The following is a 13,256-nucleotide window of genomic DNA, read 5'->3' as shown; positions in this document are numbered from 1 at the left end:
TACGCCGGGCGCCCGAGGGCCGCAATACCGCCTTCCGTGTCGAACGGGGGATCGTGATCGGCTCGTGACGTGCCGTCAGGCGTGCGTGGGGGAGGTCAGCGGTGGTACGGGAGTGGCGTCGACGGACCGGGCGGCACGGTCCAGGGCGCTGGCGAGCAGGGCCAGATCCGTCGGGCCGTTGCCCAGCTCGCGGACCGGGCGGCGGGTCGGGGGATCGCCCATCCGCTCCCACTCCAGCGGGACCACCGTCGGTCGGAGGGTCGCCGTGCGCGGGATGCGTCCGGTGACCCGGCCCGTCTGGAAGGGCGTCACCCGGCCGTCCGGGTGGCCGAGGCGGCCGCGGCCCGGCTGCGGCTCGTCGGGTCCTGCGGTGGCGGGCGGCGGGTCGAGCACGATCCGCAGCCGGGCGCCGTGCGCCAGCTCCGTGTCCACCGTCCGGTCCGGCCGCGCCGACGCGGCGATCAGATGCACGCCGAGCCGGGCCCCGCTCCGCGCGACCGCCTCCAGTGCCCGCACCACCGACCCGGCCGCCGGGCGACCCGGCGCACCGAGCGCGGGCGCGACCAGCGCGTCGAAGTCGTCGACGAGCACGACGAGCCGCGGCAGCGCGCCCGCACCCTCCGCGGGGGCCTGCGAAGACGCAGGCGCGGGCGCGGCGGAGTAGGAGAGGTCGCCGGAGCCGGGCGGCGGGGTGTGCGCGCCCGAGCCCACACTCGCCCGGGGCAGCCGCCCGCTCGGCGTGTCGGGCAGCTCGCCGCCGTTGGTGCGCAGGGTGCGGCCGCTGGGGCGGTCGCCGAGGAGGTCGGAGCCGGGGGGTGGGGTGTGGGTGCCCCCGTAGGGGGTACGGGTGCTGGGGCGGTCGGCGAGGAGGTCCGCGCCGAGGGGTGGGGTGTGCGCCCCCGGACCCGCGCCTGTGCGGTGGGTGCGCGCGCTGGGGGTGTCGGGCAGCTCGCCGCCGTTGGTGCGCAGGGTGCGGCCGCTGGGGCGGTCGGCGAGGAGGTCGGAGCCGGGGGGTGGGGTGTGGGTGCCCGTGTAGGGGGTGCGGGTGCTGGGGCGGTCGCCCAGGAGGTCCGCGCCCGGGGGAGGCGTGCGGGTGTCCCCGCCCGTGCGGGCGTCCGGGATGCGGGTGGTGGCGCGGGGGGAGGCGGCGACGGACTCGGCGGGGCTCGCCGAGCGCTGGCCGATCAGACGGCCCGAGCGGCGGTCCGCGAAGTGGGTGTCGCCGAGCAGCTCCGCGCGGCGCTTCAGCTCGCCGCCCAGCGCCTGCGCGAACTCCCGCATCCGCACGGGGTCCGAGGCCACCAGGTGCTCCGTGACGTGCGGCAGCTCCGTACAGGCCGCGAGGCCCTCGCCGCGCTCGCCGCCCGCGCCGTCGACCAGGAGCAGCCCGAGCCTGTCGGGGCGCCCGCCCGCCGCCAGGGAGGCCGCGATGGCGCGCAGCAGTTCGGTGCGGCCGCTGCCCGCGGGGCCCTCGATCAGCAGGTGCGGGCCCTCGGCCGTGAGGTCCACGGCCACCGGCCCGCGCGGGCCCGCGCCCAGGACCGCCGTGCCGTCCGCGGCCGACGCCCAGCGCGCCATCAGGGACGCGGGGGTGGCCCGGGCGAGGCCCAGCTCGTCCAGGAGCCGGGCCGAGGGCGGCAGCGCGGCGGCCCGCCCCTGGCCCGTGCCCGCCGCCGTCTCCGTGCGCAAGGGGGCGAGCGCCCGTCCGAACCGCTCGGCCCACGCCACCGACACCGCGTCCACGACACCGACCGTGCCGTGTCCCGCGACCCGGCCGCCGGCCGTGCGCAGCAGCCGCAGCGCCGTCGCCACGTCACCGCTCAGCAGCGCCGCCGCCCCGCACTCGCGGAACGCGAACGAGGCCGCGCAGGCCTCCTCGTACGTCGCCGCCACCGGAGAGGCGGGGGAGGCGGACGGCGCCTCGGCGAGGCAGATCAGATGGATCCCGGCCGCCGCACCCGCCCCGGCGAGCCGTGCCGCCGTCTCGCGCAGCGCGGCCGAGCCCGGGTCGCCGTCCATGATCACGACCGTCGCGGGCCCCGTGTGCCGCGCGGCGGCCTCCGCGACCGTCGCCCGGTCGGCGCTGGGCCAGCCCGTGCCGAGCGGGCCGTCGTCCAGGCGCCGGGTGAGCTCGGTCAGCCGCGCCTGCGCCTGCTCGCGGTCGTACGCGAGGAGCAGCCGGCAGTCCTGGCCGTGGGCCGGCCGCACGTGCGGGAGCCAGCCGAGCCAGCCCCAGGCCCGGCGCCGCTCCTCCAGGGAGCGGTTCCGGTCGGCGCTGACCAGCACGATCTCCAGGTCGCCGGGGGAGTGCAGGGCGGCCAGCTGGGCGACCACCGAGCGGGCCAGACCGGCGAGCCGCCCGCCCGGACCGGCGAGCCCCAGCGAACCGGCCTCGCGCAGCCCCACCGTGACGGGCACCCCGGACAGCTCGGCCCGGTCCGTCGTACCGAGCCGGACCACCAGGGCCTCGGGGTGCTCCAGCCCCCGCTCCCACAGGCGCCGGCCGGGGCCGAGCGCGGTGAGGAGCACGGCGGCCGGGTCGGGCCAGCTGTCGGGCGAGGGTGCGGGCCCGGCCGCCGCGGTGCCGGGCAGGGAGCCGGGCCGGGTCTCGGCGAAGGCGGGCACCGGTGCCACGCCGTACTCGCCGGTCTCGCCGCCCTGCGCGCCGTCCTTGCCGCCCGCGAGACGCCGGGCCCACGCCCCGAGCCCGCGTCTGCGGGTCTGGCGGGTCCTGCTGTGCGCCTCGATCTCGGTCTCGCCGTCGGACTCCGGGAGCTCCTGGGCGCGGGCGTGACCCTCGGAGGAGCCGGAGCTGCCTACGGCGATGCCGCGGGCGCCGCCGTAGGCGGCCTCGTCGGAGACCGAACCGGCTCGCGTGCCGGCTCCCGTCCCCGGCCCAGGCCCCTGCCCCTGCCCCGTTCCCGTTCCTTGCCCCGTCCCCGTTCCGGGGTGCGGTGCGTACGGCATGGGGCGCGACCCCTGTCCCGCGGCGCCGCCCGGACCGCCGTCCGAAGCGGCCGGGTCGCCTTCGCGCCGCATGCGCAGGTGGCCCTCGCCGTCCGGGGTGGTGGGGAGGGTGCCGGCGCCGTCCCCGCCGTCCCCGGCGCCCGCGCCGGTCAGGCGGAGCGCCGACTCGCCGACGCGCAGCACGGCGCCCGGCGGGAAGCGGACGGGCTGCGGGCCGACCGGGGCGCCGTCGAGCGTCGTCCCGTTGGTGGAACCGTGGTCGGTGACGGTGACGCGGCCGTCGGGGCCGACCGTCACCGTGCAGTGGGCCCGGGAGACGTCCGGGTCGTCGAGCGGCACGTCCGCGTCCACGGAACGGCCGATTCTGATCGCCCCGCCGTGCAGCAGGTGCACCCCGCCCGCGTCCGGACCGGCCACCACGTGCAGCCGGGCCGCCGCGCCCTCGCCTATCCGGTCGTCCGGGCCGGGGACCTGGAGGGAGAGCACCGCTCCGTCCACGAGCGGCGGCTCGCCGAGCACGCAGCGCCGGGTGTCGAGCCGCTCCGCGCCCGCGTAGAGCACGGTCGTGCCGGAGGAGGAGGTGTCCGGGCCCGAGGCGGCCGCGGCGAGCGAGGAGGCCACGGCGGCCAGCTCGGTCCCCGCGGGGGCGGTGACGAGCACGTCGCAGGCGCGCCCGACGCCGTGGCCGGCGTGCGGCGCGAGGACGGTCAGCCGGATCTGCATCGCCGTCAGCGGTCCCTTCTGCGCGGCGCGCCCGGCAGGGGAACTGCCCACTGACTCCCCCCACCCGGCACGGACGCGTCGTCCGGTACAGGTCGGCACGGAGCGAGGGCTCCCGACCCTCGACACGACGTGCTGTACGCATCCTCGCACCTGCCGCTGACAACACGCCCACGGGTCGCCCAGAAGTGATCTTGTTCGGTCGTCCGGCGACGCGAAAACGCCTGGTTGCGTATGTCTCGCGTCGCTTCCGGCAACCTCCGCCGCGTACCGGGCGTCTTCGTTCCGGACAGGACCCCCGCCGGAATACGCCCTCCCGGGCACGGTCGATGACCCGTTCGGCGGCACTAAAGTGGGTCGGACACCCGGACGGGTCACAGAACACAACGGGTCACGGAAACGGGCCACAGAACGGACCACCACCCCGGGACCCCGCGGGGCCACCCCGGGGTCGTCCCGGGACCATCCGGGGCCCACCCCGGGACCACGATCAGCAGGGAGCGCGTGACGTGCGGCCTATCGGCAGCAAGTACCTGCTCGAGGAGCCGCTCGGCCGCGGCGCCACGGGCACCGTCTGGCGAGCCCGCCAGAGGGAGGCGGCCGGCGCCGAGGCGGCCGTGCCCGGCCAGCCCGGCGAGACCGTCGCGATCAAGGTCCTCAAGGAGGAGCTCGCCAACGACGCGGACATCGTGATGCGCTTCCTGCGCGAGCGGTCCGTGCTGCTGCGGCTGACCCACCCCAACATCGTGCGCACCCGCGACCTCGTCGTGGAGGGCGATGTCCTCGCCCTGGTGATGGACCTCGTCGAGGGCCCCGACCTGCACCGCTACATCCGCGAGAACGGCCCGCTCACCCCGGTCGCCGCCGCGCTGCTGACCGCGCAGATCGCCGACGCCCTCGCCGCGAGCCACGCCGACGGCGTCGTCCACCGCGACCTCAAGCCCGCCAACGTGCTGCTCGCCGAGCGGGACGGCGCCATGTTCCCGATGCTGACCGACTTCGGCATCGCGCGGCTCGCCGACTCCCCGGGCCTGACCCGCACCCACGAGTTCGTCGGCACGCCCGCGTACGTCGCCCCCGAGTCCGCCGAGGGCCGCCCGCAGACCTCCGCCGTCGACGTCTACGGCGCCGGCATCCTGCTCTACGAGCTGGTCACCGGCCGCCCGCCGTTCGCCGGCGGCACCGCCCTTGAGGTCCTGCACCGGCACCTGAGCGAGGAGCCGCGCCGCCCCTCGACCGTGCCCGGGCCGCTGTGGACGGTGATAGAGCGCTGCCTGAGCAAGGACCCGGACCGGCGCCCCAGCGCCGAGAACCTGGCCCGCGGCCTGCGCACGGTCGCCGCCGGCATCGGTGTGCACGCCACCCCCGCGCAGATCGAGGCGGCGGACGGCGTCGGCGCCCTGCTCGCCCCCGACCCGGCCCCCGCGCCGGTCCCGCAGACCCCGGGCGTGGACCCGGCCGGCGCGACCCAGGTGCTGCCCGGCGGCGCCGGAGCCGGGCAGTACGACCCGGCGGCGCCGACCAGCATGCTGCCGACCACCGGCCCCGCCGGCGCGGCGGACCCGACGGCGGTGCTCCCGGCGACCGGGGCGGCCGACCCGACCGCGGTCATGCCCCCCGTACCGCCGCAGCCGCCGCAGGCCTCCCCGCAGAACGACGAGCCGCACCCCTGGGAGAGCCAGCTGCGCGCGGTCCGCGACCGCAACGAGCAGACGCAGGTGCAGTACCTGGACCCGAGCCAGGACCCGCTGCGCCGCCGCCCGCAGCGCCAGCCGCAGCCCCCGCAGCCCCCGCAGTACCAGCAGCGGCCCCCGCAGCCGTACCAGCAGCCGCAGCGGCCGCCGGGGCAGCCCCAGCCGTACCGGCAGCAGGCGCCCCAGCCGTACGCCCAGCAGCCCCCGCAGCGGCAGCAGTACGCGCCGCAACCGCAGCAGCAGCAGTACGCGCCGCCGCAGTCCCCGCCGCCCGCCCCGGCCCCGCGCGAGCCGCGCCCGCCGCGCCAGCGCAGCGCCAACCCGATGCGGATCCCCGGCCTGGGCTGCCTCAAAGGCTGTCTGTTCACGATCGTGCTGTTCGTGGTCGCGGGCTGGCTCATCTGGGAGCTGACCCCGCTCCAGGACTGGGTCGCCCAGGGCAAGGGCTACTGGCAGGCGATCGGCGACGCGATCACCTCGATCTCGGACTGGGTGTCGTCGATCGGCGAGTCGACGGGCGGCGGTACGACCGGCGGCACGGGGCAGTGACGGACGGCACGGGGCAGTGACGGACCGCGCGGGCCGCTGACGGACGGCGCGGGTCGGTGACGCACGGCGCGGGCCGGTAACCGGCGGTACGGGCCGGCCGAGAGCCCTCAAGAAGCACTCGCCCTGTCTCTTTGTCGACTTCCGAGGGGTGATTTCCCCTCGGAAGTGCCGGTGGGCGCCCTCGGACGCGTAACTTTGACGCGAACCGCAGCCGCTGAGGGAGCAGTCTTGGCACGGAATATCGGCAGCCGCTACACGGCCCACCAGATCCTCGGGCGGGGCAGCGCCGGCACGGTGTGGCTCGGCGAGGGCCCCGAGGGCCCCGTCGCCATCAAACTGCTGCGCGAGGACCTCGCCTCCGACCAGGAGCTCGTCGGCCGCTTCGTCCAGGAGCGCACCGCGCTGCTCGGGCTCGACCACCCGCACGTCGTCTCCGTCCGCGACCTCGTCGTCGACGGCAACGACCTCGCGCTCGTCATGGACCTCGTCCGCGGCACCGACCTGCGCACCCGCCTCGACCGGGAACGCCGGCTCGCGCCCGAGGCAGCCGTCGCGATCATCGCCGACGTCGCCGACGGGCTCGCCGCCGCCCACAAGGCCGGGGTCGTCCACCGGGACGTGAAGCCCGAGAACATCCTGCTCGACATGGAGGGCCCGCTCGGCCCCGGCGGCGCGCACCCCGCCCTCCTCACCGACTTCGGCGTCGCCAAGCTGATCGACACCCCCGGCCGCACCAAGGCCACCCGGATCATCGGCACCCCCGACTACCTCGCCCCCGAGATCGTCGAGGGCCTGCCGCCGCGCGCCGCCGTCGACATCTACGCCCTCGCGACGGTCCTGTACGAGCTGCTGGCGGGCTTCACCCCGTTCGGCGGCGGTCACCCCGGCGCGGTGCTGCGCCGCCACGTCACCGAGACGGTCGTCCCGCTGCCCGGCATCCCCGAGGAGCTGTGGCAGCTGATCGTCCAGTGCCTCGCCAAGGCCCCCGCCTCCCGGCTGCGCGCCTCGGAGCTGGGCACCCGGCTGCGGGACGTGCTGCCGCTGCTCAAGGGCATCCCGCCGCTCGACGTGGACGAGCCCGACGCGGACCCGGCGGCGGAGCCCGCGTACGAGGAGGACCCGTACCCCACGGGCACGGGCGAGCCGGCCCCGCGCCGGGCGGCCGTCCCCCTCGTCCCCGGCGCCTCGCCCGACTCCAACCGCGACACGCACACCTCCATGCGGGTCCCCGGCCCGGACGAGCTGTCCGGCGGCCCGCTGGGCACCGCCCGCGCGCCCCGCTCGGCGAGCGCGCGGCGACCCGGCTCGGCCCGGCACAAGGCGGAGACGGTGCGCAAGCGCCGGATCACCATCACGGTGGCCGCGGTCGTCCTGGCGGGCGCGCTGGGGGCGGGCGGCTACCTGGCGGTTTCGGGCGACGCGGACACGCCGCCCCAGGACTCGAAGCAGTCGTCACAGCCGTAGGCGTCCACAGGCGGCCGACCTAGGTCCGGCTCCCGGCCCGGAGCCGTTACGCTGGACGCGTGGCAGTCGTCGATGTATCCGAAGAGCTGAAGTCCCTCTCCTCGACCATGGGGTCGATCGAGGCCGTTCTGGACCTCGAGAAGTTGAGGGCAGACATCGCCGTGCTCGAAGAGCAGGCCGCGGCCCCGTCCCTCTGGGACGACCCCGAGGCGGCGCAGAAGATCACCAGCAAGCTGTCGCACCTCCAGGCCGAGGTGCGCAAGACCGAGGCGCTGCGCAGCCGCATCGACGACCTCGCGGTGCTGTTCGAGCTCGCCGAGGAGATGGACGACCCGGACACCCGGGCCGAGGCCGAGACCGAGCTGGCGGCCGTCCGCAAGGCGCTCGACGAGATGGAGGTCCGCACCCTCCTCTCCGGCGAGTACGACGAGCGCGAGGCGCTGGTCAACATCCGCGCCGAGGCCGGTGGCGTCGACGCCTCCGACTTCGCCGAGCGCCTCCAGCGCATGTACCTGCGCTGGGCCGAGCGCCACGGCTACTCGACGGAGGTCTACGAGACCTCGTACGCGGAAGAGGCCGGCATCAAGTCCACGACCTTCGTGGTCAAGGCCCCGTACGCCTACGGCACCCTCTCCGTCGAGCAGGGCACCCACCGCCTGGTGCGCATCTCGCCCTTCGACAACCAGGGCCGTCGCCAGACCTCGTTCGCGGGCGTCGAGATCCTCCCGGTCGTCGAGTCCTCCGACCACGTCGAGATCGACGACTCGGACCTCCGCGTCGACGTGTACCGCGCCTCCGGCCCCGGCGGCCAGGGCGTCAACACGACCGACTCCGCGGTGCGCATCACGCACATCCCGACCGGCATCGTGGTCTCCTGCCAGAACGAGCGCTCCCAGATCCAGAACAAGGCGAGCGCCATGAACGTCCTCCAGGCCAAGCTCCTGGAGCGTCAGCGCCAGGAGGAGCGCGCCAAGATGGACGCGCTCAAGGGCGACGGCGGCAGCTCCTGGGGCAACCAGATGCGTTCGTACGTCCTCCACCCGTACCAGATGGTCAAGGACCTCCGCACGGAGTTCGAGGTCGGCAACCCGCAGGCCGTCCTGGACGGCGAGATCGACGGCTTCCTGGAGGCGGGCATCCGCTGGCGCAAGCAGCAGGAGACGGCGGAGTAGTCCGCTTCCCCTCCCCTTCTCTCCGCCCACGGGGCCCCGCTCGACGATCGAGCGGGGCCCCGTGTCGTCGGGGAGGGATTCGCGAGAGCAAGCGGAAGAGCGCCCTTCCTGACGCTTTGTCGACATGGGAACCGGCCGGGTGGCAGCGGGAGTTCCGGGTTTACGTCACAGTTGCATCGCCGCATGCTGGGCAATTAATGATCTTTCGGGCATCGCACGCGCAACGACCTTGACTGCTTTTCGGAAACTCGGAAAGGTGGCAGGCGGCATGCGTGTAACTGGGGCGCGTGTGAACGGGGGCAGGTCCAGCGAGCTTCGACCGCGCCCAGTGTCCGAGCCCCGAGCGCAGCTCTACAGACGAGATGAGCTACTGGGGGTAGCAGCCAGATGACGAAGAAGACGCGGGTCCGTGTCGCGCGGATCGCGGCCAGTGCCGTGATCGCCGCCGGAGCCTCGCTCACCGCGGCCGGCGCCGCGCAGGCCGTGGGCGTGAACATCGGCTTCACCGCAGAGGTCAACGGCGACGAGCCGCCCACCTGCGAGATCGACCCGACCCTCTGCCAGTCCGGTGGTACCGAGAACGGTGGCACTGGGAACGGTGGTACCGAGAACGGTGGCACTGAGAACGGTGGCACTGAGAACGGTGGCACTGAGAACGGTGGCACTGAGAACGGTGGCACTGAGAACGGTGGCACTGAGAACGGTGGTACCGAGAACGGTGGTACCGAGAACGGTGGTACCGAGAACGGTGGCACTGAGAACGGTGGCACCGGCAACAACGGTGGCACGGGCAACAACGGTGGCACCGGCAACAACGGTGGCACGGGCAACAACGGTGGCACGGGCAACAACGGTGGCACCGGGAACAACGGTGGCACGGGCAACAACGGTGGCACCGGGAACAACGGTGGCACGGGCAACAACGGCGGTACCGGCAACAACGGCGGTACCGGCAACAACGGTGGCACCTCGACCACCGGCGGTTCGTCCACCACCGGCGGCTCCTCGACCACCGGCGGCTCCGCCACCACGGGTGGCTCCACGGGTGGCTCCACCGGCGGCGCCGGTACCTGCACCGTCGACCTCGATGGTGCCGAGTGCGTGGACAACAACCCCGGCACCAACAACGCCGGCTCGCAGCCCGTCGAGCAGGGCAAGGCCAAGGAGGAGCTGGCCGAGACCGGCGCCGCCGAGACCTCGTTCCTGATCATCGGTGCGGCGACCATGATCGCCGGTGGCATCGGCTTCCGTATGCTGCCGCGTCTCGTGGGTGGCGGCCGCGCCGCCGTCTGAGGGCGTGGCTAGGCGCCTGAGCGCGTGAGAAGGGCCGGGGGTCTCGTACCCCCGGCCCTTCCCCGTCGGCTCTCTCCGGCTCGCGTGCGCGCCCCTACGCGCCGCGCAGCGCCGCCAGCAGCGCCATCGTCGCCACCAGGGCGATCACCAGGGTGAGCAGCATCGCCGGCGTCAGGCCGGTCGGCTGCGGCAGGCGCTCTCGGTTCGCGCGGCAGACGGGGCAGCGGCCCTCTGCGACGGGGGCCGCGCAGTTGGCGCACACCAGTCGGTCATAGGTCATGCGCTCTCCTCCTCCCGCGCAGGGATCCTTGTACAAGGAGAACGGTCCGGGTGTTCCGGACGTTCCCCTACCACTCTGCCAGCTCCGGAGGTTTTCGGCGCGTCCCGCGGGAGCACTCCCGAGGGGCGAAAAGGATAAACCACACAAGTCAGGACCGCGACTGCGCGGGCCATCCCCGTTCGCGTATGGTCACGCACACCTACTCCCGGCCGACCGTGGTGCATCCGTGATCCGATTCGACAATGTCTCCAAGTCCTATCCGAAGCAGAACCGCCCCGCGCTCCGGGACGTATCCCTGGAGATCGAGAAGGGGGAGTTCGTCTTCCTCGTCGGTTCCTCCGGCTCCGGAAAGTCGACCTTCCTGCGTCTGATCCTGCGCGAGGAGCGCACCAGTCAGGGGCAGGTGCACGTGCTGGGCAAGGACCTGGCACGGCTCTCCAACTGGAAGGTGCCGCACATGCGGCGCCAGTTGGGGACCGTGTTCCAGGACTTCCGGCTGCTGCCGAACAAGACCGTCGCCGAGAACGTGGCCTTCGCCCAGGAGGTCATCGGCAAGCCCCGCGGCGAGATCCGCAAGGCCGTGCCCCAGGTGCTCGACCTGGTCGGTCTCGGCGGAAAAGAGGACCGCATGCCGGGCGAGCTGTCCGGTGGTGAGCAGCAGCGCGTCGCCATCGCGCGCGCCTTCGTCAACCGGCCGATGCTGCTGATCGCCGACGAGCCCACCGGCAACCTCGACCCGCAGACCTCCGTCGGCATCATGAAGCTGCTCGACCGCATCAACAGGACAGGGACCACCGTCGTCATGGCGACCCACGACCAGAACATCGTCGACCAGATGCGCAAGCGCGTCATCGAGCTCGAAAAGGGCCGCCTCGTCCGTGACCAGGCGCGCGGCGTCTACGGTTACCAGCACTGAGCCGGCGGGGGACTTAGACACATGCGCGCTCAGTTCGTTCTGTCCGAGATCGGGGTCGGTCTCCGGCGCAATCTGACGATGACCTTCGCCGTCGTCGTCTCCGTGGCCCTCTCGCTCGCCCTCTTCGGCGGCGCCCTGCTCATGCGCGAGCAGGTCAGCACGATGAAGGACTACTGGTACGACAAGGTCAACGTCTCCATCTTCCTCTGCAACAAGAGCGACGGGGCCACTTCGCCCAAGTGCGCCAAGGGCGCCGTCACCGCGCAGCAGAAGGAGCAGATCGAGGGCGATCTGAAGAAGATGGACATCGTCGAGACGGTCCACCACGAGACCGCCGACGAGGCCTACAAGCACTACAAGGAGCAGTACGGCGACACGGCCATCGCCTCGGTCGTGACGCCGGACCAGATGCAGGAGTCCTTCCGGGTCAAGCTCAAGGACCCGGAGAAGTACAAGGTCGTCGCGACCGCCTTCGCCGGCCGGGACGGCGTCGAGTCCGTCCAGGACCAGCGGGGCATCCTGCAGAACCTGTTCGACCTGATGAACGGCATGAACGTCGTCGCGCTGTACGTGATGGCCCTGATGCTCGTCATCGCGCTCATCCTCATCGTCAACACGGTGCGCGTCTCCGCCTTCAGCCGACGGCGCGAGACCGGCATCATGCGGCTGGTCGGCGCCACCAACTTCTACATCCAGATGCCGTTCATCATGGAGGCCGCCTTCGCCGGTCTCCTGGGCGGCGCCGTCGCCTCGGTGATGCTGCTGGTCGGGCGCTACTTCCTGATCGACCACGGCCTCGCGCTCGCCGACAAGATGCAGCTGGTCAACTTCATCGGATGGGACGCGGTGCTGTCCAAGCTGCCGCTCGTCATCGCGGTGGGGCTGCTCATGCCCGCCCTTGCCGCTTTCATCGCGCTGCGCAAGTACCTCAAGGTGTGACGGTCCACTCGCACCAAGCCGATGGCGCCGTCCGGCCAACAGCCGTACGGCGCCATCGGCTTGTCCTAGAGTGGGCGACATGCGTGCCGGTGCCGGCCCCGAGTTCTGTCGACGGCCCCGCGGAGTCCTCCGTGGGGCCGCTCTGACGTTGGTCTTCGCCGGTGTGCTCGGTACGGCCGCGGCCACCGGCTCGCTGCCGCGGCGGGAGCACGCGCGGGAGTTCGTGCCCGCGCCCGCGGTGAGCCGGGCGCCCGTCGACCGGGCCGCGCTCGCCCGGGCCGCCGCGGAGGCCGTCGCCGACGGCAAGTCCGGGAAGAAGGCCGCCGAGGAGTTCGTCAGCCGCAGCGGCGACCGCTGGGGGGCGGTCTACGACAAGCACGAGTACGCCGAGTTCGAGCAGGCCCTCGACGGCGTCTACACCGGTGTCGGGCTCTCCGCCCGCAGGGTCGCCCGCGGCCGGGTCGAGGTCAGCCGGGTGCAGCCGGGCGGGCCCGCCGCGGCCGCCGGGCTGCGCACCGGTGACCGGCTCGTCTCCGTCGACGGGCGGGCGGTCTCGGCCCTGTCCGTCTCCGAGGTCGTCTCGCTGCTGCGCGGCGACGGCGTCTCCGGCTCCGCCGTCACCCTCGGCGTCGAGCGCGGCCGGGCCTCCTGGACGCAGACCCTGCGCCGGGCCCGGCTCGCCACCGACCCCGTCACCGTCCGCCGCCTCGACGACGGCGCCGTCCTGATCAGGGTGGCCGCCTTCACCAAGGGCACGGGGGAGCGGGTCAAGGCGGCGGTGCGGGCCGCGCCGCGCGGTGCCGGGGTCCTGCTCGACCTGCGCGGGAACGCCGGCGGGCTGCTCGCGGAGGCCGCGGTCGCCGCCTCCGCCTTCCTCGACGGCGGTCTCGTCGCCACGTACGACGTGGACGGCGAGCAGCGCGCGGTGTACGCGGAGGGCGGCGGCGACACCGCGCGCCCCCTGGTCGCGCTGGTGGACGGCGGCACGATGAGCGCGGCCGAGTTGCTGACCGGCGCCCTGCAGGACCGCGGCCGGGCCGTCACGGTCGGCTCCCGCACCTTCGGCAAGGGCTCGGTGCAGATGCCGAGCGCGCTGCCGGACGGCTCCGTCGCCGAGCTCACCGTCGGGCACTACCGCACGCCCGCCGGGCACGCGGTCGACGGGCGGGGGATCACCCCGGACCTGACGGTCGGCGACCGGGCCGAGGAGCGGGCCCGTACGGTATTGAGTGGCCTCGGAGGGGCCTCGTAGTGCGAAAATG

The 13,256-nt window shown here is 74.0% G+C and carries 9 protein-coding genes; 7 read left to right on the top strand and 2 right to left on the bottom strand.

The genetic code is table 11. The annotated features are described in order from the left end of the window. Window positions 1-75: 75 nt before the first annotated feature. The gene (locus ACH414_RS07380; protein ID WP_398941141.1) at window positions 76-3,690 is read right to left on the bottom strand and encodes an FtsK/SpoIIIE domain-containing protein; all 3,615 of its coding nucleotides are present in this window, start codon (window positions 3,688-3,690) and stop codon (window positions 76-78) included. 506 nt (window positions 3,691-4,196) lie between these two features. Between ACH414_RS07380 and ACH414_RS07375 the strand changes: the two genes are divergently transcribed. From ACH414_RS07375 to ACH414_RS07360, 4 genes are all read left to right on the top strand, one after another. Beyond that, window positions 4,197-5,930, top strand: a complete 1,734-nt coding sequence (locus tag ACH414_RS07375) for a serine/threonine-protein kinase (RefSeq protein WP_382536033.1) — start codon at window positions 4,197-4,199, stop codon at window positions 5,928-5,930. Between the two features lie 228 nt (window positions 5,931-6,158). Further along, window positions 6,159-7,394, top strand: a complete 1,236-nt coding sequence (locus ACH414_RS07370) for a serine/threonine-protein kinase (RefSeq protein WP_382536030.1) — start codon at window positions 6,159-6,161, stop codon at window positions 7,392-7,394. A 59-nt stretch (window positions 7,395-7,453) separates the two neighbouring features. Next, window positions 7,454-8,566, top strand: a complete 1,113-nt coding sequence (gene prfB / locus ACH414_RS07365; protein WP_382536028.1) for a peptide chain release factor 2 — start codon at window positions 7,454-7,456, stop codon at window positions 8,564-8,566. Window positions 8,567-8,953: 387 nt separating this feature from the next. Beyond that, window positions 8,954-9,859 carry an LPXTG cell wall anchor domain-containing protein gene (locus ACH414_RS07360; RefSeq protein ID WP_398941089.1) on the top strand — a complete coding sequence of 302 codons (906 nt, stop codon included), beginning with the start codon at window positions 8,954-8,956 and terminating at the stop codon, window positions 9,857-9,859. Window positions 9,860-9,953: 94 nt separating this feature from the next. Here the strand turns inward: ACH414_RS07360 and ACH414_RS07355 are convergent, their stop codons facing one another. After that, the gene (locus tag ACH414_RS07355) at window positions 9,954-10,139 is read right to left on the bottom strand and encodes a hypothetical protein (protein ID WP_382536013.1); all 186 of its coding nucleotides are present in this window, start codon (window positions 10,137-10,139) and stop codon (window positions 9,954-9,956) included. 226 nt (window positions 10,140-10,365) lie between these two features. Between ACH414_RS07355 and ftsE the strand changes: the two genes are divergently transcribed. The 3 genes from ftsE (at window position 10,366) to ACH414_RS07340 (ending at window position 13,246) form a co-directional block, all read left to right on the top strand. After that, the gene (gene ftsE / locus ACH414_RS07350) at window positions 10,366-11,055 is read left to right on the top strand and encodes a cell division ATP-binding protein FtsE (RefSeq protein ID WP_046910798.1); all 690 of its coding nucleotides are present in this window, start codon (window positions 10,366-10,368) and stop codon (window positions 11,053-11,055) included. Window positions 11,056-11,076: 21 nt separating this feature from the next. Further along, window positions 11,077-11,994 carry a permease-like cell division protein FtsX gene (ftsX, locus tag ACH414_RS07345; RefSeq protein ID WP_386564764.1) on the top strand — a complete coding sequence of 306 codons (918 nt, stop codon included), beginning with the start codon at window positions 11,077-11,079 and terminating at the stop codon, window positions 11,992-11,994. A 79-nt stretch (window positions 11,995-12,073) separates the two neighbouring features. Further along, window positions 12,074-13,246, top strand: coding sequence for a S41 family peptidase (locus ACH414_RS07340; RefSeq protein ID WP_386564762.1), 1,173 nt, complete (start codon window positions 12,074-12,076; stop codon window positions 13,244-13,246). Window positions 13,247-13,256 lie beyond the last annotated feature (10 nt).

The sequence above is a fragment of the Streptomyces sp. NPDC020422 genome, from assembly GCF_044386705.1.
GTDB lineage: Bacteria > Actinomycetota > Actinomycetes > Streptomycetales > Streptomycetaceae > Streptomyces.
The sequence above is the reverse complement of the archived record's forward strand: the minus strand, read 5'-3'. Positions and strand labels throughout refer to the sequence as shown.